Annotated in this window: 18 protein-coding genes; 11 read left to right on the top strand and 7 right to left on the bottom strand. The window is 70.3% G+C overall.

The features are described from left to right. Nucleotides 1-181: 181 nt before the first annotated feature. Nucleotides 182-973, top strand: a complete 792-nt coding sequence (locus PV762_RS26730) for a Crp/Fnr family transcriptional regulator (RefSeq protein ID WP_421038037.1) — start codon at nucleotides 182-184, stop codon at nucleotides 971-973. A 215-nt stretch (nucleotides 974-1,188) separates the two neighbouring features. On the opposite strand, the gene pepA is transcribed toward PV762_RS26730, so the two are convergent. Next, on the bottom strand, nucleotides 1,189-1,986 hold the full coding sequence (pepA, locus tag PV762_RS26725; protein WP_421038036.1) for a flocculation-associated PEP-CTERM protein PepA: 798 nt from the start codon (nucleotides 1,984-1,986) through the stop codon (nucleotides 1,189-1,191). Nucleotides 1,987-2,374: 388 nt separating this feature from the next. Here pepA and PV762_RS26720 point away from each other — a divergent pair, with 388 nt between their 5' ends. Then, nucleotides 2,375-2,683, top strand: coding sequence for a hypothetical protein (locus tag PV762_RS26720; protein ID WP_421038035.1), 309 nt, complete (start codon nucleotides 2,375-2,377; stop codon nucleotides 2,681-2,683). A gap of 86 nt (nucleotides 2,684-2,769) precedes the next feature. Here PV762_RS26720 and PV762_RS26715 read toward each other — a convergent pair whose 3' ends face one another. The 5 genes from PV762_RS26715 to PV762_RS26695 form a co-directional block, all read right to left on the bottom strand. Next, nucleotides 2,770-3,177, bottom strand: coding sequence for a hypothetical protein (locus PV762_RS26715; RefSeq protein WP_421038034.1), 408 nt, complete (start codon nucleotides 3,175-3,177; stop codon nucleotides 2,770-2,772). A gap of 125 nt (nucleotides 3,178-3,302) precedes the next feature. After that, a complete protein-coding gene (locus tag PV762_RS26710) occupies nucleotides 3,303-4,169 on the bottom strand; it encodes a CheR family methyltransferase (RefSeq protein ID WP_421038033.1) in 867 nt (288 codons plus the stop codon). A gap of 13 nt (nucleotides 4,170-4,182) precedes the next feature. After that, entirely contained in the window at nucleotides 4,183-7,770 is a 3,588-nt protein-coding gene (locus PV762_RS26705) for a response regulator (RefSeq protein WP_421038032.1), read from the bottom strand. 110 nt (nucleotides 7,771-7,880) lie between these two features. Then, a complete protein-coding gene (locus tag PV762_RS26700; RefSeq protein WP_421038031.1) occupies nucleotides 7,881-8,696 on the bottom strand; it encodes a beta/gamma crystallin-related protein in 816 nt (271 codons plus the stop codon). Between the two features lie 109 nt (nucleotides 8,697-8,805). Then, the gene (locus PV762_RS26695) at nucleotides 8,806-9,903 is read right to left on the bottom strand and encodes a hybrid sensor histidine kinase/response regulator (protein WP_421038030.1); all 1,098 of its coding nucleotides are present in this window, start codon (nucleotides 9,901-9,903) and stop codon (nucleotides 8,806-8,808) included. A gap of 209 nt (nucleotides 9,904-10,112) precedes the next feature. Here PV762_RS26695 and PV762_RS26690 point away from each other — a divergent pair, with 209 nt between their 5' ends. The 8 genes from PV762_RS26690 (at nucleotide 10,113) to PV762_RS26655 (ending at nucleotide 17,186) form a co-directional block, all read left to right on the top strand. Then, nucleotides 10,113-11,000 (top strand): STAS domain-containing protein, encoded by an 888-nt coding sequence (locus PV762_RS26690; protein WP_421038029.1) that lies wholly within the window; start codon nucleotides 10,113-10,115, stop codon nucleotides 10,998-11,000. Beyond that, nucleotides 10,997-11,434 (top strand): STAS domain-containing protein, encoded by a 438-nt coding sequence (locus PV762_RS26685; RefSeq protein ID WP_421038028.1) that lies wholly within the window; start codon nucleotides 10,997-10,999, stop codon nucleotides 11,432-11,434. The genes PV762_RS26690 and PV762_RS26685 overlap by 4 nt, the downstream gene beginning before the upstream one ends. Further along, nucleotides 11,431-11,841 carry an anti-sigma regulatory factor gene (locus PV762_RS26680; RefSeq protein WP_421038027.1) on the top strand — a complete coding sequence of 137 codons (411 nt, stop codon included), beginning with the start codon at nucleotides 11,431-11,433 and terminating at the stop codon, nucleotides 11,839-11,841. The genes PV762_RS26685 and PV762_RS26680 overlap by 4 nt, the downstream gene beginning before the upstream one ends. A 2-nt stretch (nucleotides 11,842-11,843) precedes the next feature. Beyond that, nucleotides 11,844-12,929, top strand: coding sequence for a SpoIIE family protein phosphatase (locus tag PV762_RS26675; RefSeq protein ID WP_421038026.1), 1,086 nt, complete (start codon nucleotides 11,844-11,846; stop codon nucleotides 12,927-12,929). Beyond that, a complete protein-coding gene (locus tag PV762_RS26670; protein ID WP_421038025.1) occupies nucleotides 12,926-13,840 on the top strand; it encodes a sensor histidine kinase in 915 nt (304 codons plus the stop codon). Before PV762_RS26675 ends, PV762_RS26670 begins: the two co-directional genes overlap by 4 nt. Further along, the gene (locus tag PV762_RS26665; protein WP_421038024.1) at nucleotides 13,837-15,888 is read left to right on the top strand and encodes a response regulator; all 2,052 of its coding nucleotides are present in this window, start codon (nucleotides 13,837-13,839) and stop codon (nucleotides 15,886-15,888) included. Before PV762_RS26670 ends, PV762_RS26665 begins: the two co-directional genes overlap by 4 nt. A gap of 67 nt (nucleotides 15,889-15,955) precedes the next feature. Beyond that, on the top strand, nucleotides 15,956-16,435 hold the full coding sequence (locus PV762_RS26660) for a hypothetical protein (RefSeq protein ID WP_421038023.1): 480 nt from the start codon (nucleotides 15,956-15,958) through the stop codon (nucleotides 16,433-16,435). A gap of 22 nt (nucleotides 16,436-16,457) precedes the next feature. Then, nucleotides 16,458-17,186 (top strand): hypothetical protein, encoded by a 729-nt coding sequence (locus PV762_RS26655; RefSeq protein WP_421038022.1) that lies wholly within the window; start codon nucleotides 16,458-16,460, stop codon nucleotides 17,184-17,186. Here the strand turns inward: PV762_RS26655 and PV762_RS26650 are convergent. Continuing rightward, nucleotides 17,172-19,322 carry a TonB-dependent receptor family protein gene (locus PV762_RS26650; RefSeq protein WP_421038021.1) on the bottom strand — a complete coding sequence of 717 codons (2,151 nt, stop codon included), beginning with the start codon at nucleotides 19,320-19,322 and terminating at the stop codon, nucleotides 17,172-17,174. The genes PV762_RS26655 and PV762_RS26650 overlap by 15 nt on opposite strands. A 245-nt stretch (nucleotides 19,323-19,567) precedes the next feature. On the opposite strand from PV762_RS26650, the gene PV762_RS26645 reads away from it, so the two are divergent. Further along, a complete protein-coding gene (locus PV762_RS26645; protein WP_421038020.1) occupies nucleotides 19,568-21,157 on the top strand; it encodes a hypothetical protein in 1,590 nt (529 codons plus the stop codon). Nucleotides 21,158-21,217: the final 60 nt, after the last annotated feature.

Here is a 21,217-nt window from a genome sequence, read left to right as displayed (position 1 = left end):
TCGATAAAGCGGTGCGCTGGCGCACGGAGTTGGGGACACATGAAACAGTGACGACGTGCGGGCCGCCAACTGCACCAGGACGACACGCAATGGCACCAAAGACACGCTCCGACACCTCGACGGGCACGGTGATTGCCATAGTGTTCCGCTGGAACGGATCTGCAGTTCCCGGAGCCTATCGATGTCCCTGTCGCTTGCCGCAAACCCTGCCGCCATGACCCCTCGCGCGAACCTGCTGCTGATGCAGTTGCCGCTCGAGGATCAGGCGCGCTGGTCCGCGCAACTCGAGACGGTGGAGCTGCTCAAGGGCCGTGTGCTCTTCGAGGCCGGCACCCCCGCCACGCATGTCTACTTCCCGATCAGCGCGATCGTCTCGCTGATCCACACCACGCATTCGGGCGACTCGACGCAGGTCGCGATGATCGGCTCCGAAGGCGCCGCGGGCCTGGCGGCGGCGATGGGCGGGGAATCCCCCGCCTGCCGCGCCGTCGTGCAGCGCGCCGGCCTGGCGTTCCGCATGCGGGTATCGCTGGTGAAGGACGAGTTGATGCGCGCCGGCCCCTCGGCCATGCTGATGCTGCGCTACGTCCAGTCCCTGATCGGCCAGATCGCGCACACGGCGGTCTGCAACCGCCACCACGCGCTCGAGAAGCAGCTGTGCCGCTGGCTGCTGCAGTCGCTGGATCGTCAACATGGGCATTGCGAGCTGTCGGTCACCCAGGAGTCGATCTCGAATCTGCTGGGCGTGCGCCGGGAAGGCGTCACCGAAAGCGCCCAGCGCCTCCAGGCCGCCGGCCTGATCCGTTACTCCCGCGGACATATCGCGGTGCTGGACCGGCCGGGGCTGGAAGCCCGGGCCTGCGAGTGCTACGCCCTGCTCAAGCAGGACTTCCAGCGCTTGCTGCCTCAGGACCCGGACGGCGGGAACGCGGCCACCTCTGCCACCTTCGCGCCCGTCGCCGTGCAGGCCTGAGGGCTCTGCATCGCTGTTCAAGCACCGCAGCGAGCCACCCGTCGGGGACGGGGGACTCGTCGACGTGTCGTGAACACGTTCGTCGCGCCTGAATGCGCCAGCTCACGCCGGCGCGTTCTTGCGCGTCTTTCCTGTCGAGGTCCGGAATCTCCGGGCACCCGCATGCCCTCGGATTCCGACGCCTCTGACCGGCCCCGAGGGACCGGTCATTCCGATCACTTCTCCGAACGGGTCCGGCGACGCGCGACGAAACCGATGGCACCCAGACCGGCGAGCAGCATCGCGTAGGTCGAGGGTTCCGGCACCGCCGAAGCGAAGTTGATCGAGCCGCCGCCCTGACGGATACGGAAGCCGTCGGCCGTCTGCTCGACCTGCGAGGACGTGTTCGAGAACGACGTCAGCGCGAGGTTCTGGGGCAGCGTGGAGCTCTGGAAGCCCGGCTGCAGCCAGTCGATCGTCAGCTTGGCGTTGGCCGACGGGCTGAAGCTCGTGCCGTCGCCCAGGGGGATGGTGGACACGGTGCCCAGCACCAGCGAGCCGGTGGCCAGCGCCACTTCGCCCGTCGCGGTTTCCGTCGGCGTGTTGCCGGAGAAGCCGAACGACGAGGTGCCGTTGTAGCCGTACAGGGTGTAGGTCAGCGAGGTCAGCGTGCCCAGCGTCGGGATGGTGCCCGGGTTGCCGCCCGCCGTCAGCGTGCCGGCGCCGCTGAACTGGATGTAGAAGCCGTAGTCCGAGTTCAGGCCGGCCGAGGGCAGCGTCAGGCCGCCCAGTTGGGCCGCGCTGATCGAGAGGTAGCCCGACTCGGTGAACGTGGCACCCGAGAAGGTGACGGTCGAGTAGTTGGACACCAGCAGGTTGTCGGCGGTGAACGCAGAACCGTTCAGGCCGGCGGCACCCGGGTCCCAGGTGAACTGGGGTAGCGCATTGGCGGTGGCACTGGCGGCAAGCAGGGCGAGAGCCAGCAGGGTACGCTGGAACGCCACGGGCTTCCGGGAGAGCAAAGGCAGGGTCATGGTGGTTGCTCCGAAAGAGAAAATCCGCACATCGCGGACATCGCAGTTCACCACCCCGTGCAGAGGGAGTCTGTTCGTCCACCCACATAAAAACTTCCCCTCTTCCGCATGTACCAGGAAGGTGCTACGAAAAGGGGTTTCCGTGCCTGAAAACACCCCGCGAACAGGGGGTGCTGCGGTGCAACAAAAACACGGAATTCTCGATGGCATCGAGGGGAGCGTCGGCCACACCGCCCCCCCTCGATGCGGCGTGAAGCGGCGTGAAGCCGCGTGAAGTGGCTCGACGCGAATTACTGCCTTGGGTGGACGCTTTTCGGAGGCATGCCCGCGCGGGCACGACCGGACAATCCGGCATCGCCTCCCGACGACGCCACGAGCCCCGCACGCCATGTCCCAGAACCGCCAGCCCACCCGTTCCGCCGCCAGCGCGGCCTTGTCCGCCACCGCCGTGTCCGGTGTGGCGGGACTGATGCTCGGACAGATCGTGCTGGCGCTGGCGCTGCACCACGGCCGTTCCGTCGAGGGGCTGGGTTACGCGCTCGTATTCCTGCTGGCCGGCGGCGCCGCCGTCGCCTGCCTCCTCACCCATCGCCACCAGCAGCGCCGACCGCGCGACGAACCCGCGCCGTGGCGCCTGTGGGTAGGCGCGCTCGCACTCGGTGCGTTCGCGTCGATGGCGGCCATCGGCTCGTTCTGAGCCGCCGCGGCGACGCCTCCCGGCGTCGCCGCGCTCAACGGTCGACGCGCTTCGTCGACCTCATCCAAAGACCTCCTTCAAAGACGTCACTCATCGACGTCTTCATCGACGTCTTCATCCTCATCCGCATGCTCAGGATCGGGCCCCGCCGACGGATCGTCGCCGCTGGCCAGGTCCTCCACATCGATGCTCGCGTCGATATCGTCCGGCGACGGCTCGCCGCTGACGCGATCCGGCGAGATGTCGGCGGCCTCGTCGTCCCGGCCCGGCGTCGCCGAGGCGCGCTCCCCGGTGCCGAATCGGTCGGTATCGCTGCCCGGATTGGACGGCGTCGCGCCGAGTTCATCCGGGTCGTCCGGACCGGTGCTCATCTGACGCTCGCCCGAGATGTCGCTGCCGCTGTCGGAACTGTCGCTCGGTCCGAGGGAATCGGTGCCGCGCCCCTTCGCCTGTGCGGGCGCCTGCGTTCCGCCGAGGATGCTGCTGGTGGCCATGGTGCTTCTCCTGTGAGACCCGGTGCGGGTCGATGCAGGAATCTGGCAAACCCCGAGCCCGAGCAGCGTTCACGACACGCGCCTCTCCCGTCTTGCCCCCTCTCCCGCCCTGCGGGAGAGGGGCTTCAGGCCGAGCGCTTCTGGTAGATGCGTTCCTTCGCGGCGATCTCGACGAACTCGCCGGCGTGCGCCGAAAAGCGCAGCGTTTCGCGCGCGCCCAGGCCGAGGAATCCGTTGCGGCACAGCGCCTCGGTGAACAGGCCTAGCGCGCGGTCCTGCAAGGCGCGGTTGAAGTAGATCAGCACATTGCGGCAGGACACCAGCTGCACTTCGGCGAACACGCTGTCGGTGGACAGGCTGTGGTCGCTGAAGACGATGCGCTCCTTGAGCGCCTTGTCCATCAGCACGTGGTCGTACGCGGCGGTGTAGTGCTCCGACAGCGAGCCGTGTCCGCCGGAGGCGCGGTGGTTCTCGGTGTACAGCGGCACCTGGTCCACGCGGTACACCCCCGCCTGCGCCTGCGCGAGCGCCTCCTGGCTGATGTCGGTCGCGTAGATCAGCGTGCGGTCCAGCAGCCCCTCCTCCTTCATGAGGATGGCCATGGAGTAAGCCTCCTGGCCGCCGCTGCATCCGGCCACCCAGAGGCGCAGCGAGGGGAAGGTGCGCAGCACCGGCACGACCTGCTCGCGCAGCGCGCGGAAGTATTCGGGGTCGCGGAACATCTCGCTGACCTGCACGGTCAGGTCGGCCAGCACCGAGCGGAAGACCTCCGGCTCGTGCAGCACGCGGCCCTGCAACTGCGACAGGTTGGCGCAGCCGAAGCGCTGCTGCCCCGCCTTCAGCCGGCGCCGCAGCGAACTCCCCGCATAGTCGCGGAAGTCGTAGTGATAGCGCGCATAGATCGCCTCCAGGATGAGCCGGACCTCGAGGTCGTCCGCATGCCTGCCGTGCCCGTCGTGGGGATGGGCGGTGTCGTGCGGATCCTGCGTCATCGTCGGGCGGTCCTCAGCGCGGCATCCACACCCGCACCAGCGAGAGCAGCTTCTCGATGTCCAGCGGCTTGGCGATGTAGTCGTTGGCGCCGGCGGCCATGCATTTCTCCTGGTCGTCCTTCATCGCCTTGGCGGTGAGCGCGATGATGGGCAGCCGCTTCATGTCGGGCCGCGCGCGGATCTCGCGCATCGCGGTGTAGCCGTCCATCTCCGGCATCATGATGTCCATCAGCACCAGGTCCACCGGCGGCATCGCGCCGGGCCCCTGCAGCGGCGCGGACAACCGCTCCAGCGCCTCGCGGCCGTTGCGCGCGATGTCGACCTTCACGCCCTTGGGCTCCAGCACCGCCGACAGCGCGAAGATGTTGCGCACGTCATCCTCGACGACCAGCACGCGCCGGCCCTCGAGCATGTTGTCCCGCGCGCGGACTTCCTTGAGCATCTTCTGGCGCTCGGGCGGCAGCTGCGATTCCACCTGGTGCAGGAACAGCGTCACCTCGTCGAGCAGCCGCTCGGGCGAGCGCGCGCCCTTGATGATGATGGAGCGCGAGTAGCGCCGCAGCTGCTGCTCCTGCTGCGGGCTCAGCGTGTGGCCGGTGTAGACGATCACCGGGGGGAAGGCGACGTCGTCCTGCGCCGCCATCTGGTCGAGCAGGTCGTAGCCGCTCATGTCGGGCAGGTTCAGGTCCATCACCATGCAGTCGAAGGTCGAGCGGCGCAGCGCCTGCAGCGCTTCGGTCGCGGTCGCCACGCCCTCGATGCGGACCTCGTCGGCGGCCAGCAGGTGGCGGATGCTCTCGAGCTGGCGCGCGTCGTCCTCGACCACCAGCACCGTGCGCAGGCGTTGGGAGAACTTGGCCTCGAGCCTGTGCAGCGCGACCTCGAGTTCCTCGCGCTTGACCGGCTTGAACGCGTAGCCGATCGCGCCGCGCTCCATGGCCTCGTGGGTGTAATCGGCCACCGAGATCACGTGCACGGGGATGTGGCGCGTCAGCGGCTCGCGCTTGAGCTGGTCCAGCACGCCCAGGCCGGAATGGTCCGGCAGGTTCATGTCCAGCAGGATCGCGCTGGGCGCGTAGCGCTGCGCGATGGACAGGCCGTTCTCGGCCGTGTGGGCCATCAGGCAGACGAAACCCATCTCGCGGATCAGGTCGCGCAGGATCAGCGCGAAGCGCTGGTCGTCCTCGATGATGAGGATCGCGCGGTCGCCAGGCACCCAGGACAGGCGGTCGTCGTCGAGCTGGGGCAGGCGCGGCTCGGGAGCGGCGGGCGCGGGCTCGCGCAGCAGGGACTCCGACGTGGCCGTCGCCTCCTCCATCGCGCCCGGGGACGGCAGCACCGCGTCGAAGGCGGGCACGGCCGGCGGCGGCTGGACGTCGCCGTGCAGCGGCGCGCGCGCCGGCATCGACGGCCGCGGACGTCCGCCGTCGACCGGCGTGTCGATCGTCAACGGCAGCACCAGGCTGAAGACCGAGCCCTGTCCCGGCGTGCTCTGCAGGTGGATGTCGCCGCCGAGCAGCCGCGCGAGGTCGCGCGAGATCGACAGGCCCAGCCCCGTGCCGCCGTACTTGCGATGGGTGCTGCCGTCGGCCTGGCGGAAGGCGTCGAAGATCAGCGCCTGCTGATGCGCCGGGATGCCGATGCCCGTGTCCTTCACGGTGAAGGCCAGGCGCCCGTCGGTGGTGGCGCCGACCTCCATGCGCACCGAGCCGCGCTCGGTGAACTTGAGCGCGTTGGACAGCAGGTTCTTGAGCACCTGGCCCACACGCGCCTCGTCGGTCTCGATCCATTCGGGCGCGCCCGGCGCGAGCTGCAGGCCGAAGGCCAGGTTGCGCTGCGCCGCGACCGGAGCGAAGGTCTGCGTCAGCTGCTGCAGCAGACGCGGCACCGACACGCGCTCGACCACCATGTCGACCTTGCCGGCCTCGATCTTGGACAGGTCCAGGATGTCGTTGATCAGCATCAGCAGGTCGTTGCCGGCCGAGCTGATGGTCTGCGCGAAACGGACCTGCTCCTCGCTGAGGTTGCCGTCCTTGTTGTCCGCGAGCAGCTTGGCCAGGATCAGCGTGGAGTTGAGCGGCGTGCGCAGCTCGTGGCTCATGTTGGCCAGGAACTCGCTCTTGTACTGGTTGGAGCGTTCCAGCGCCTCGGCGCGTTCGGTCAGCAACCCCTGCGCGGCCGTCAGCTCCGAACGTTGCAGCTCCAGCTGCCGCGCCTGCTCCTCGAGCTGGGTGTTGCTTTCCTCGAGGTCCGTCTGCTGCTTCTCCAGCCGCAGCTGCGAGTCGCGCAGCGCGTTGCCCTGCTCCTCGAGCTCCTCGTTGCTGGCGCGCAGCTCTTCCTGCTGCATCTGCAGTTCCTCGGCCTGGCGGCGGCTCTCCTCGAGCAGCGCTTCCAGCCGGCTGCGGTCCTTCGCGGCGCGCAGCGCCATCGCGATCGGCTCGGCCACGCGGGTCAGCAGCTCGCGCTCGGCCTCGCCGACGTGGTGGAGGAAACCCAGCTCGATGACGCACTGAACGCGACGGTCCAGCCCGGCCGGCGCGATCAGCAACTCGGCCGAGTCCGCCTTGCCCAACGACGAGGTGACGGGCAGATAGTCCGCGGGCAGCTTCGTCACATGCACCGGCCGGCGGTCGCGCGCGGCCTGGCCGAGCAGCGTGTCGCCGCCGCGCACCACCGGCGGCGCCGCCTCCGTGCCGGTCGCCACCGGCAGCGCGTAGCCGCCGACGCGCAGGAAGCTGCCGTCCTCATGCGCCACGTAGAAGGCGCCCACGCGCGCGTCGGTCCAGCGCGCGAGGAAGCTGGTGGCGATGTCCGCGAGCCGCTCGACATGCGGATCGCCCTGCAGCTCCACGCCCAGGCCGGCCAGGCCGGCCTTCAGCCATTCCTCGGTCTTCGCGGCGCGGTAGGCGCGCGACGTCAGCATCGCGGCGACGCCGGTCAGCACCAGCAACAACGCGGACCCACCCCACATCACGCCGACCGTCTGCTGCACCGCGGCGTCCCAGACCGCACGGCGTTCGGCGGCGCGGTCGCGCTCTTCGCGTTCCATCTCGCCCAGCAGCGTGCGGATGCGCTCCATCAGGATCCGGCCGCGATCGCCCTGCACCGTCTTCACGGCCTCCGCCGTGTCGCCCCGGCGCCGCATGACGATGGATTCCTCCATCTCCGTCAGCTTGGCCTTGAACAGCTGCTCTGCAGTCTCCAGCCGCGCCAGTTGCGGGCGGTAGTTCTGGAAACTGGCGCGCAGGCGCTCCGCAGCGGCCGGGATCGTCACCTGCGCCGTGTTGAAGGGCACCAGGTAGGTGTCGACGCCCGTGATCAGGTAGCCGCGCTGGCCGGTCTCGGCATCCTTCATCGCCGAGCCCAGCGTCTGGATCTGCTCCTGCACAGTGAGCGTGCGCGCCATCGCGTCGGCCGATTCGGACTGCGCCTGCTGCGAGCGCCACGAGAACCACGCGGTGATCAGGATGGTGATCACGGCCAGCAGGAAACCGAGCGCCGTGGACAGCGGCAGCCAGTCCCGGCGGCGCACGCCGTGGGCCAGGTGGAGGTGGGTGCCGGAAACGGCTGTCGAGGCCGCGGTGGTCGTTCTGTTGGGCATAAAGGCGGAAACGGGTCGGCCGGGTCGGGGGCGCATGCTACCGCGTGGCGCCCCCTTCCCGGCCCGCCCCGGCGCACTCGCCGGGGTCATCGATCGATGATCGCGTCCGTCTACTCGCGCGGCTCGCCGCGTGCGTTGACGGTCACGGTCGCTCCCGGCGGTCGCCGGGTCTGCATGTAGTGCTCTTGTCCCTTGAATCGATAGGTCACGTCCCAGTACTCGGGATTGCCGTTGTTGTTGCCGTTGCCGCAGCGCTGCACGTTGCGGACGTCCTTGTCGCGGTTGACGTTGCTGCCGACCACCGCGCCGCCGACTGCGCCGGCGGCCGTCGTCACGGCCTGCCCGGAGCCGCCGCCGAACTGGTGGCCCAGGATGCCGCCCAGCACGCCGCCGATGACGGCGCCGCCGACGTTCGGGCGGTCCCGCACTTCCTTCTGTTCGATCCAGCAGCGCTGCTGCTGCTCGCCCATGACGGCCCGCACGGAAACGACCTGGGCCTGATAGGTGGACTCGTCGCCGCGCCGGTAGTAGGTCGGCTGGGGATCCGGGCCGTAACGGTCGCGGCTCACCTCGCCGCCGCCGACGCGGCGCGCCGAGCTGATGCGGTCGTTCAGCCCCATGGACTCCAGCGACGGATAGCTGCCCGGCTGCAGCACGCGGCAGCGGCCGGCGTAGCCGGGATCCGCGCACACTTCCCAGCGCTCGCCGCGGACCTCGAGCGACGACGCGCGGTCATCGAAGCCGAAGTCCTTCATGGAATTCACCTGCGCGTCCGTGCTGGCCGAGCGGCCGCGGAAGCTGTCGTGCTCGTAGAACGTGATATCGGCCATCGCGTGGCCCGCCAAGACGCAGGCGGCCGCCGCGACCGCCGCCTTCATGACGGTGCGGGCCGGGCGCTTGATCGAGGGAGCGGAGGAGCGGTTCATGGCAGTCCCCATCGTGGTTGCTGTGATGCCACCACTGTGGGCCGGCGCGCGCGCCGGGTCTGTCGGGCCGTGCTGGGACCGCGTGTAGGACAACATTCCGTGGACGTCCTCAGCGTTCCGCCTGGAGCCGCGGCAGCAGCAGTTCGAACATCGTGCCCTGCCGCGCCCGCGACACGCCGATCAGCGATCCGCCGTGCGCCCGCGCGACGCGTTCTGGCTCCTGCAGGCCCGGGCCGACCTGCGCCGAGGACATGCCCGACACCGGCTCGTTGCCGCCGAACAGGTGGATGGAGGCTTCCGGCGCCAGCACCGTGTCGAAGCTGATGCGCAGCATCAGCGAGCGTTGCGCGCCGCCGTCCACCTGGATGCGGATCGCGCTGTCGCCGGCATGCGTGGCGGCCTGCATCAGCAGCTGATCGAGCGCCTGCGCCATCAGCTCGGGATCGAAGTCGCCGCTGGTGTCGCCCACCCGATCGAATTCCGGCGGTGCCCACATGACGGCCTGGTTGCTCTCGACGTCCAGGCGCTGCGCGGTCAGCGTGGCGAGATCACCGCGCACCGGGTGCACCTGCAGCAGCTCGCAGGGCCGGCGCGCCAGGCTGCCCAGGTGGTCCACCTGCCGGCCCAGCAGCGTCGCCGCGGCCTTGACCCGCTGGCCGGCCTTCTGCAGCGACGGCGACTCGGTCTGGCGGATCAGCAGTTCCGCATTGAGCATCATGACCGACAGCGGACTGCGGATGTCGTGGCTCAGCGCGCTCAGCATCAGCGCGTTGACGCGCGCCAGCCGCTCCTGCTCGACGATGCGCTCGGCCAGCAGCAGCCGCTGGCGGTGCAGGTCGGCGAAGACCGCCACCTTGCTGCGCAGCACGTGGGCGTCGACGGGCTTGTAGATGAAGTCCACGGCGCCGGCCTCATAGCCCTTGAAGCTGCGCTGCGCTTCCTGCGAGCCGGCGGTGAGGAAGATGATGGGGACATGACGGGTACGCTCCGTGCCCCGCATGAGCTCGGCGAGGGTGAAGCCGTCCATGCCCGGCATCTGGATGTCGAGCAGGGCCAGCATCACGTCGTGCGTGAGCAGCAGTTCCAGGGCGGCAGGTCCGGAATCGGCCGTCAACACCTCCAGGCCCGAATCGGCCAGCAAGGCCCTCATCGCGAGCAGGTTCTGCGGCTTGTCATCCACCACCAGCACGCTCATCTGATCCGCCACATCGTTCTCCCAATCATGATCATCTTGGTCTTGAGTCTCCGACAGCGCCATTGGGCAACCGGCGTGCCCGCGCCACCCTGGTAGATACCCTTCCCCAATCCTCGCCCAAAGATGCCTTTGGGCGAATGTCGCCTAGCGTACGATCGCGCCGCCGTGAGGTGGCTGCCATCCCCTCCGATCCCCCATTTCCAGCGCCCCGAGAGGACCCGATGAAACAGAACAGCGCCGCCGTCGAAGAACTCCTGTCCGTCCATCGCGACCAGGTCCTGGCCGAATGGCAGGCCGAGCTGGCGTCGGTGACCGGTGGTCGCGCCCTGGCCAGCGAAGGCCGCGAGACCGGCGAGCTGCTGACCGCCCTGCTTGCCGGCTTGCGCGCCGACGGCACGGACAATCTCGACGATGCCGCCTGGTCCGACGTGCGGGCGACGCTCGCCCAGCTGTCGGCCTCGCGGGCCGCGCAGGGATCGACCGCCGCCGACACCAGCCGCTTCGTGCTGGCGCTGAAGAGACCCCTCTTCTCCGGCGTGCAGCGCAAGTTCGCGGGCGACGCCGAGGGCCTGGCCGACGCGACCTGGGCGGTGTCCTCGCTGCTGGACAGCATGGCGCAGTACACCGTCACGACCTACCAGCGCAGCCGCGAGGAGATCATCGGCCGCCAGCAGCAGGAGCTGCTGGAGCTGTCGACCCCGGTCGTGAAGCTGTGGGAGGGCGTGCTCGCGGTGCCGATGATCGGCACGCTGGACAGCGGCCGCACCCAACTGGTCATGGAGGCGCTGCTGCAGCGCATCGTCGAGACCGGTTCCGCGCTGGCCATCATCGACATCACCGGCGTGCCCACCGTCGACACGCTGGTCGCGCAGCACCTGCTCAAGACCGTCACCGCCATCCGGCTGATGGGCGCGGACGCGATCATCAGCGGCATCCGGCCGCAGATCGCCCAGACCATCGTCCATCTGGGCATCGACCTGGAAGGCATCACCACCAAGGCGACGCTGGCGGACGCGCTGTCGCTGGCGCTCAAGCGCACTGGTTTCGTCGTCAGCAAGGGCCGCACCGCCGGCCCGACCGGCGGCGCCGGCAGCCTGGGCGCGGCATGACGACGCGCATCCCGATCCTGCGCATGGGCAGGACGCTGCTGGTGACCATCCAGGTCGACCTGCAGGATCAGACCGCGCTGGCGCTGCAGGACGACCTCGCCAACAGGATCCAGGACACCGGCGCCACGGGCGTGCTCATCGACATCTCCGCGCTGGAGATCGTCGACTCCTTCATCGGCCGCATGCTGGCCGGCATCTCCAGCATCGCCAAGGTGCTGGGCGCGAATTCCGTGGTCGTGGGCATGCAGCCCGCGGTCGCGATCACGCTGGTGGAACTCGGACTGACGCTGCACGGCGTGCGCACCGCGCTCAATGTCGAACGCGGCATGGCGTTGCTGCTGCAGGCCGACGGCGCCGACGACGACGCCGACCTCGCCGACGGGTCCTCCGAAGCCGACGGCGACGACGCCACCGGCCAGGGGCGCGGACGGTGACGGCGTCCGCCGCCACGTCGGGCTCGCTGCCCATCGGCAGCGAGCCCGACATCGTCCTGTCGCGCCAGCTGGTGCGCAAGCTCACGCAGGAGCTGAAATTCTCCCTGGTCGACCAGACCAAGATGATCACCGCGGCCAGTGAGCTGTCGCGCAACACGCTGGTCTACGGCGGCGGCGGCGCGATGGAATGGGCCATCGTCCAGTCGGGCGTGCGCACGGGATTGCGGCTTGCCTTCGTCGACCAGGGACCCGGAATTCCGGATCTGGAGCTGGCGATGAAGGATGGATGGACCTCGGGCAGCGGCATGGGCATGGGCCTGTCGGGCAGCAAGCGGCTGGTGAACGATTTCGAACTCGATTCCGCGCCCGGACGCGGGACGCGCGTGACCATCACGCGCTGGAAGTAGTCGTGCGCGCCTATCGACGCTTCCCCATCGACGACGCGAGTCAGGTGGGGGAAGCCCGCCGTGCCGCCCAGGCGCTCGCGACCGAGCTCGCCTTCGACGAGGAATCCGCCGGCCGGCTCGCGCTGGCGGTGACCGAACTCGGCACCAACCTGTTCCGCCATGTCGGCCCCGGCCGGCACGCCGCGCTGCTCATCGGCGTGGACGAGACGGACGGCCTCGGCGTGCAGGTGCTGTCGCTCGATCAGGGCGACGGCATGGACCTGCCGCGCTGCCTGCAGGACGGCTACAGCACCGGCGGCACGGCCGGGACCGGACTCGGCGCGATCCGCCGGATGGCCGACCGCTTCGGCGGTTTCTCCGCGCCGCAGCGGGGGACCGTCCTGGCCGCCCGCTTCGGACCGCGCGCCGACCGGAGCCGGGCTTCCGCCCCCGCCGCCTTGTCGACGGGCACCGCGCCCCCGATCAACGTCGCCGCGGACACCGCCTTCGACGTCGCCGGCCTGTCGCTGGCCGCGCCGGGCGAGACGGTCAGCGGCGACGCCTGGGCGCTGAGGTGCGACGCGGGTCAAGGTGGCGAGCGCTGGACGCTCGCCGTGGCCGACGGTCTGGGCCACGGCGTCGACGCGGCCGAGGCGGCGGACAAGCTCATGACGCTGCTCGCGCGCGCCGAGCCCGGCCACCTCGCCTCGCCCGCCGCCTTCCTGGAACGGTCCCACGATGCGCTGCGCAGCACCCGCGGCGCGGCGTCGGCGGCGCTGTCGCTGGTGCCGGGGGGACCGCTGCTGTTCGCCGGCGCCGGCAACATTTCGGGACGCCTGATCTCCGGCGTGTCGGACCGCGCGCTGCTGTCCCAGCACGGCACCTTGGGCGTCCAGATCCGCCGGCTGCAGGATGTCGTCTACGATTGGCCGCCGCATGCGATCCTGGTGCTGTTCTCCGACGGCATCGTTTCCCGCTGGACGCTGGAGGAGACGCCGGGTCTGCTGCAAGCCGATCCGGCGGTGATCGCCGGCTGGATCCTCCGCGACCACCTGCGCGGCAGGGACGATGCGACCGTGGTGGTGGTCCGCCGTCAGGATCGCGCATGACGCTCAGGAAGGACACGATGCCCATCGACGACACCGTCGCCCTGCGCGACGCGCTGACCAGCTCGCAGGCGCAGGTCGAGGCGCTGCAGGCGGAACTCGACGAGACCAATCGCGGCGTGCTCGCCCTCTACGCGGAGCTCGACACGCAGGCGCAGCAGCTGCGGCAGGCCACCGAGCTCAAGAGCCGCTTCCTGGCCTACATGAGCCACGAATTCCGCACCCCCATCTCGTCGATCCGCAGCCTGACGCGGCTGCTGCTGGACCGGGTGGACGGCCCGCTGACCGACGAACAGGAAAAGCAGATCAATTTCATCCGCACCACGTCGGAAGAATTTGCCGACATGGTCAACGACCTGCTGGACCTGGCCAAGGTCGAGGCGGGCCGCATCGACGTGTCGCCGGGCTGGTTCGAGCTGGTCGACCTCTTCGCCGCGCTGCGCGGCATGTTCAAGCCGGTGCTGGTCAATCCGGAAGTCCAACTGATCTTCGAGGAGCCGCAGGGCATCGCCCAGCTCTTCACCGACGACGCCAAGCTGTCGCAGATCCTGCGCAACTACATCTCCAACGCGCTGAAGTTCACCGCGCAGGGCGAGGTGCGCGTCAGCGCCGTGACCGCGCCGGCCGCGTCGGGCGTTCCGGGCGAGGACGAGATCACCTTCTCCGTGGCCGACACCGGCATCGGCATCGCGCCGGAGTTCCACGACGCGATCTTCCAGGACTTCATCCAGATCGGCTCGCCGATCCAGAAGCGGCTGCGCGGCACCGGCCTGGGCCTGTCGCTGAGCAAGCGGCTGGCGGAGCTGCTGGGCGGCCGCGTCGGCCTGCGCAGCGAACCGGGCGTGGGCTCGGTGTTCTCGGTGACGCTGCCGCTGCGACTGCCGGGCGCCGCCGCGGAGGTGCCCGACGCATGAGCGAGGCGCGCTTCATCGATCGTTCGCAGCATTGCGTGCTGGTGGTCAACGACGATCCGATCGGCCGTTACACGACGGTGCGCCAGCTCCACGCGGCGGGGTTCCCGACGGTGGAGGCCGCCACCGGCGCGGAGGCGCTCCGGATCGCGGACCAGGGCCTGTCGGCGGTCGTGCTCGACATCCATCTGCCCGACATCGACGGTTTCGAACTCTGCCAGCGTCTGCGCGCGCAGGTCAGCACCTTCCGGCTGCCGGTGATCCACCTGACCGCCGCCTACCTCACCGACGAGGACAAGGTACGCGGCCTGGATGCCGGCGCGGACGCCTACCTGACGCATCCGGTGGAGCCGGCCGTGCTGGTCTCGACGATCCAGGCGCTGGTGCGCACGCGCACCGCCGAGGACGCGATGCGGCGCAGCGAGGCCAAGTTCCGCGCCGTCTATGCGCAGGCGCCCGGCGGCATCTGCCTGCTCAAGGCGGGCGACGGCACCGTGCTGGACGCCAATCCGGCGATGCTCGCACTGCTCGGCCTGCAGCCCGACGAGGGCGAAGCCGTGATCGGCCGGCCCCTGACGGACTTCGTCGGCGATGCCGACCGGGCCGCCGCGCTGGCCTTTGTGACGGCGCTGGGCAGCGACGGGCTGCATGCCGAGTTCCCGCTGCGATCCCACGACGGGGCGCAGGTGCCGGTCGAATGGACCGCCTCCGCGCCGATCGAGCCCGGCGTGTGCATGGCGATGGCCGCGGACATCTCGCAGCAGCGGCGCCTCGCCCGGCAGCGCCAGGAACTGCTGGACCGCGAGCGCAGCGCGCGCGGCGAGGCCGAGGCGCTGTCCCGGATGAAGGACGACCTGATCGCGGTGCTCTCGCACGAATTGCGCACGCCGCTCAACGCGATCATGGGCTGGACGCACGTGCTGCAGCGCCACAGCCCGCCGGAGCTGCTGGTCAAGGGACTCGCCGCGATCGATCGCAACGTGTCGATCCAGGCGCGGATGATCACGGACATCCTCGACATGTCCCGCCTGAACGTGGGCAAGCTGCCGCTGACGCGCGAGCGCGTCGAGGCGGGCGAGGTGCTGCGCACGGCGGTGGCGGCGATCCAGCACACGCTCGACGAGAGCGGGCACCGGATCGAGCTGGACCTGCTCGACGAGTCCACCGTCCTGCTGGCCGACAGCGGGCGGCTGCAGCAGGTGGTCTGGAACCTGATGGGCAACGCGGCGAAGTTCTCGCCGCGCGGCAGCGCGATCACGCTGGCGATGCATGCGCAGGACGCGGGCGTGGTGGTCGAGGTCCGCGACCAGGGCCAGGGCATCGCACCCGAGTTCCTGCCGCACGTCTTCGACCGCTTCACGCAGAGCGACGCGGCGAGCAGCCGGCAGCACGGCGGACTCGGTCTGGGTCTGGCGATCGTCAAGAGCCTGGTCGAGGCGCACGGCGGCTGGGTCGATGTGCACAGCGAGGGCCGCGGCCGCGGCGCGGCCATCCGCTTCTGGCTGCCCGGCGAAGACGCGGCGCCGTCGGTGCTGGACGCGGACACGGCGTCCGGAGGCCTGACCGCCTACGGCGCCTTGAGCCCTTCCGGCACGTCCGGCGCGTCGGAGACCGCCGGCGGCTCCGGGACGCCCGGGGTCGCGGGGCCAGGCGCCGGCGACCCGCCCGCGATCCCGCTGACGGGACTGCGCGTGCTGGTCGTCGAGGACGACGTGGACGCCGCCGCGATGCTCAAGCTCATCCTTGAGGATCGCGGCATCCGCGCGGCCGTGGTCCACGGCGCCGACGACGCGCTGCGGGCGCTGGCCGACGGCGCGTTCGACCTGCTGGTCAGCGACATCGGCTTGCCGGGCCGCGACGGCTACGAGCTGATCCGCGACATCCGCGCGCTGGAGGTCCCCGGCGAGCGTCTGCCGGCGATCGCGTTGACCGCCTTCTCGCGCGACGTGGACCGGCAGCAGGCATTGCAGGCGGGCTTCGACGCGCACCTGCCCAAGCCGCTCAAGCCTCAGCTGCTGATGCGGCTGGTGGAGCAGCTCGCCGCGAGTTGATCCCGCAGGTCGCTCCTTGAACGGAGCCGGGCACGAACCCGCGCGCGTTGCCAGGCGACATACGGGGATGACATCTCCACACGCCCCACGCGTCGCCGCTCCCGACGCGCTTCCCGCCAAGCCGCGCGCCGGCGACCCCCTGCCCCCGCCGCGTCAGGCCTGGCTCCAGACGCGGCGCCGATTGCGACTGGCGGTGGACGACCTGCGTCGTGCCGTGGTCGGGCGCTGCGAGCAGCATCCGGATCGCACGCGCCTGACGATGGCGCTCGACGACGCGATCGCGGATCTGGAGGTCCTGCTGGACGGCTTCGACGGACCGCTGATCGAACTGCTCGACGCCGCGGAGAGAGCCCCGGATCGCGCCGTGCGCGACGACGTGCTGCGCCGCGTCGGCGACCATGTGGACGAGGGCCGTCGGCGCTTCGCCAGCGACGAACTGGTGGAACTGATGGACACCAACGGCTTCGTGGAACTCGGCCTGCGATCGGGGCTGGACGCCGCGCTGGCGGCGATCGCGCGGCAGCTGCATGGCCGTCCGGCCCGCTGATCCTTCCGGAGGCCCTCCAATCATGAACACTTCCAGTCTCGCCAGCACGTCCCATCTGAATTCGATAGGCCCGACAGAACCGGTTCCGAACGGAGCCATCGGAGGCGCTCAGAGCGACGATCGACGTCGACGGTTCCTGGAGTGGCTGAATAAACGCGCGAAGACGCTGGCCGATGATCTGGCCAGTCGGGGTTTCGTCCGCCGGGTGCTTGGCTGCCCGAACCACTTCAATCGTCACGATGTGAATCGAACCGCCTTCCGCACCCGCAAGTCCGGGCGGCGTGAAGCGAGCGGGCACGAATGGCTCGCCGGCAAGCTCGTCCCCTCCTCGACCGGCCCGGCGCGCGCCCCTGCCGCCTCGACACCGGTGAGCCGGGCGCGCATCGACGGCTGGGAACTGTCCGACATGCTCCGTCAGGCGTCCCCATTCAGCCCGTTCAAGCCGCAGGACAAGGTACTGGCACCGCTGCTCCGCGATGCCGTCGCCCTGCGGACGATGGAGGAGGGTCGGTTGCGCGACCTGGCGGCCGCCCGTCTGCGGGCGTCGTTGACGCAAGCGCTGTTCCAGACGGAGGGCCCGAGGGTGGTCGATGGACCGCGCAGGGCGGAACGCCAGCCGAGGCTGGGGGACGAGCGGCGCCGGGAGGTCCTTCTGCTCCTGATCTCCGACACCGATGACCGGTACAAGCCGTCCATCGCCGCCTTCCAACCGCCGCAGACGACACGCCGGCCCTGGTCATGGTTCCCGTGACGACGCCGCGCGCAGCGACAGGCCCAGCCAGAACGATCGCCCCGGCGCCGGCTCGTAGAACCGGCCGTTGCCGTCGTTGACGATGACGCTGCCGACGTAGCGGCGATCGGCGGCGTTGTCGACGCGCGCGATCAGCTCCGCCCGCATCGCCCCGACCGTCCAGCCGCGGCGCGCGCGCAGGTTGAGCACGCCGTAGCCGCCGGCCCATTCGCTGTTGATGTCGTTCACCGCGGCGCGCTTGACGCCGCGCCATTCGAACGCCAGTTCGCCGTCACGCGCGACCTCGAACGGCCGCCAGGCGAGCTCGGCATACGCGCTGCCGCCGTGGGTGCCCGCAATGCGGTTGCCGGCCGCCACCGGCACGTTCGCGGCCGGACACGGCGTGCCGGTGCAGGTCAGGAAACCGTCCCGGTAGCGCGCCTTCAGCGTCCCGAGCGCCATCTGCGCGCGCCAGCGCGGGGCAACCTCCCAGGCACCGGACAGCTCCACGCCGCCGCGCCGCGTGCGGCCGACGTTCTGGAAACTCGAGCGCCCGCCGCTGTTGGTCAGCACGCCGATCTCGTCGCGCGTCGTGACGTGAAAGGCGGTGGCGTCGAGCTCGACCGTCCCCGCGCGCCATTTCGCGCCGACCTCCTGCTGCACGCTCTTCTGCGGCCGCAACGCGGTGTTGAAACCGCCCTGCCCGTCCGCGCGGTAGGCCAGCTCGTTGAGCGTCGGCGATTCGAATCCCCGCCCCAGCGCGGCGTGCAGCAGCAAGGACGGCGTGAGCTTCCATCCCAGCCCCACGGCCGGATTGGCGTAGTCATAACGCAGCGACCCGGAGTCGTCGCCGTTGCCCAGGAAGCGGTCGCGGGCGGAGAGCGAGACCCGTCCCGCGCGCACGCCCGCGCTCGCCGTGAGCGTCGTCGTCAGCGGGAGTTCCCCCTGCGCGTAAGCCTCGCGCGTCACGGCCCGGTTCTGCTCATCGCGACGCAGCGCGCCCGTCACGCCCAGTTGCTGCGACGTCCCGGTGCCGACGAAGTTCTCGTAGCCCTGGCGGTCGTCCCGCTGGCGTTCGACATTCACGCCGGTGACCAGCGTCGCCGACCCCAGCCGCCACATCAGGCGCGCGTCGACGCCGTCGTAATCCCGGCTGAAGTCCACCACCCCGCCGCCGCTGCCCGGCGGCGTCTGCGCGCCGACGGCGATGGACTGCCACTGCGTCACCGAGCGCCGGCCGGCGTAAGCGGCCAGCACGGCTTCGGAGAGGGCGCCGGCCTCGTCGAACTGGTGCCGCCACCGCGCGCCCAGCTGCGTCTGGCTCGCGTTCTTGCGGGTGTTGAACTGCCCGGCCTGGGACGCGGTCTGATCCGGATCGGCGGCGAACTGCGCCGCGGTCAACCCGAGCGGATCCTGCGCACGCTGGTCGATGTCGCTGAGCAGCAGCAGGACCTGGTCCCGTGCGCCCGTCCAGGCCAGGCGGCCGTTGGCGAGCGTGCGCCGCGCGGCGCTGTGCGGACGGAAGCCGTCGGTCTCCATGCGCGAGGCGCCGACCTGCGCTTCCCATCCGTCGCCGAAGGGCGTCCCGGCGGTGACGCGCGCCTGGCGCAGTCCGGCACTGCCGGCGTCGAGGTCCAGCTCGGCGAAGCGTTCGCGCACGGGCGCGCTCACCAGCGCGATAACGCCGCCCGAGCTGTTGCCGTAAAGCGCCGAGAACGGTCCGCGCAGCACCTCCACGCGCGCGGCAGACGCCAGGTCGAAGTGCGTGACCTGCCCCTGCCCGTCCGGCATCGTCGCCGGGATGCCGTCCGTGTAGAGCCGCAAGCCGCGCACGCCGAACGGCGCCCGCGCGCCGAAGCCGCGCGACGACAGCTGCAGGTCCTGCGCATAGTTCTGACGGTTGTTGGCGGTGAGGCCGGGCACGCGGGCCAGCGCCTCCGAGAGATTGATCATCGGCCCCGCCGAGCGCAGCGTGTCCGCATCGATGACGGAGGCCGCATACGGCGCCTCGTCGAGCCGGCGCTCGGCCACGCTGCCGGACACGACCACAGTGGGCAGGGGCTGGGCGCCAGCGGCCGGCGCCGGCTGGCCCAAGGCCTCGCCGCACAGGCCGCTCAGCAGCCCGAGGACCGCGCTCGCGCAGGCGGTGTTTCGCATCGTTTTCATTGTTCTCCCCAAGGGCACCGGCACATCCGTTCGAACCAGCAGCCCGTTGAGCAAGCGGGGTGCCAGGTCATGCGTCGCGAGTCCGATGCTCCGACCTGCCGGTCGTCTTGCAGCACCGCCGTCGCCAGCAGCGGGATCTCCGATCACCGAACGGCTGACTGTCGTTCGCAGACTCATCCGTTGGCCGGGAGCACTTCTGCCGGCAAGAAGGCGAAACCACGAGGAGCTCCATTTCCATGACGCGAGTGACGTCTGCAGGCCATCTTCCGGACGGGAATACCGCCACTGTCGATTCTCACGCGACCCCGACGCCCGCCGACTGGAAGCGGCGGGGTTTCCTCCAGAAGCTGAAGGCACGCGTGTCCCGCCGCGTGGAGCCGTCGACGGATGGCCGGACGGGCGACGCGCGATCCGCCAAGACCAGGCCGGCCGCCCTCTCGGTGCTGCGCACCGCCGGCCACGGCGCGATCAGGACGGTACGAAAGGCGACCACGGCCGTCGGCAGGGCCGTCAATCCCGGGGATCCGACCAGCTTTGCCGCGGTGAAACGCGATTACGACCGGCTGTGGACCCGCGCGCACGAAGAAAAGATCTTCGACGACAACGAAGCCCAGGCCCTGCGCGCGCGCCTCCTCGGGTACATCGAACGGAAAGAGCGCGGTGGCTGCGAGAGCCAGAAGAAGGGCCAGGCCAAACTCGACCTCGCCTCCCTGTGCCTCCAGGGGATCGATCAGATGCGACAGAACTACGCGGAAATCCAGCGCCGCGCGTGTCGACCCGAACCGCTGCGCAGCGAACTCGCCCGCCAGGCACAGGCGGAAGCCTCGCCGGCCAGGCGCGCTGCGCAGGCACGTCAATGGCGCGGTGAGTCCCCCGCGCACCGTCTGTCCGGCAGCACGACCGAAGGGGTCGTCAACGCCGACGACGGCCTGCCGGTCTTTCGGCTCCTGGCGATCCCTCCCGCGCCGCCAGGATCGGGCGCCGTGAGGGAGGCGACGAAGGCGGCCCTCCGGGCAGTCATGGGCGCGGCGATGCACCGCGAGGTCCGCCGACAGACCGGCGTCGACCTCTGCCTCCCCCAGGCCACCGTCAGCGCCCCGCTTTGCGCCGGGGAGCCGCGCGTCGTCATCGTGGATGCGATCGCCGGATCGCCGCCGACCGATGCGACGCTTCCGGACGCCGCCACGCTCCAGCGGGCCGTCGTCGGTCAATGGATGCTGGGACACGTGAGGCCCGCCTGGAGCGACTTCGGGATCGACGCCAGCGGGCGGTTCGCCTCCCACCACACCGCCCTCTCCGCCCGCCCGCTCAGAGAGATCTGCGAGAGATCGGAGAACGCCCTGTCGGCATCCGGACTGTTCGTGACCCCGGACGGAACGTCCCCGAGCGAGCTCGCCGGGCAGCCGCTGGACGACGTCCTTCGGTCCGCCCTCCTCCGGCTCGACCCGCTTGAGATGGACAAGGCCTTCGTGCGCGCCCAGGGGGACCTGGCCACCTCCGAGCGACTGGGCAGACCGGGACAGTCCCGGGAAACGCCGCTGGGCGACGAGTCGGTCCTTGACGGCGTCGGGAACGAGCGGATGGCCCTGCTTCGGGCGCTCCAGCGGGCCGTGGCGACCGGCGACGCCTCGACGCCGTTCGAAGCGGTTCTTGCGGATGCCTCAGAGGCATTGAGGGCGATGGAACACGAACGCCGACAGGCGCAGGCGTCGCGACGCGGGATCGACCAGCCGGCCGCCCCCTCCAAGGCACGGACATTCGCGGAACGCGTCAGACACGGCGCATCGACGCTGTGGCGCCAGTTGCAACGCCGAAAGATCCGGTAGCGCGACAACGGGACGACGCGGACTGCCCCCGTTCCGGGCTCCATCCCCGGCGGGCACTCC

It is taken from the genome of Mitsuaria sp. CC2 (assembly GCF_048957715.1).
Lineage (GTDB): Bacteria > Pseudomonadota > Gammaproteobacteria > Burkholderiales > Burkholderiaceae_C > Roseateles.
This window is presented reverse-complemented; position numbering and strand designations above follow the sequence as displayed.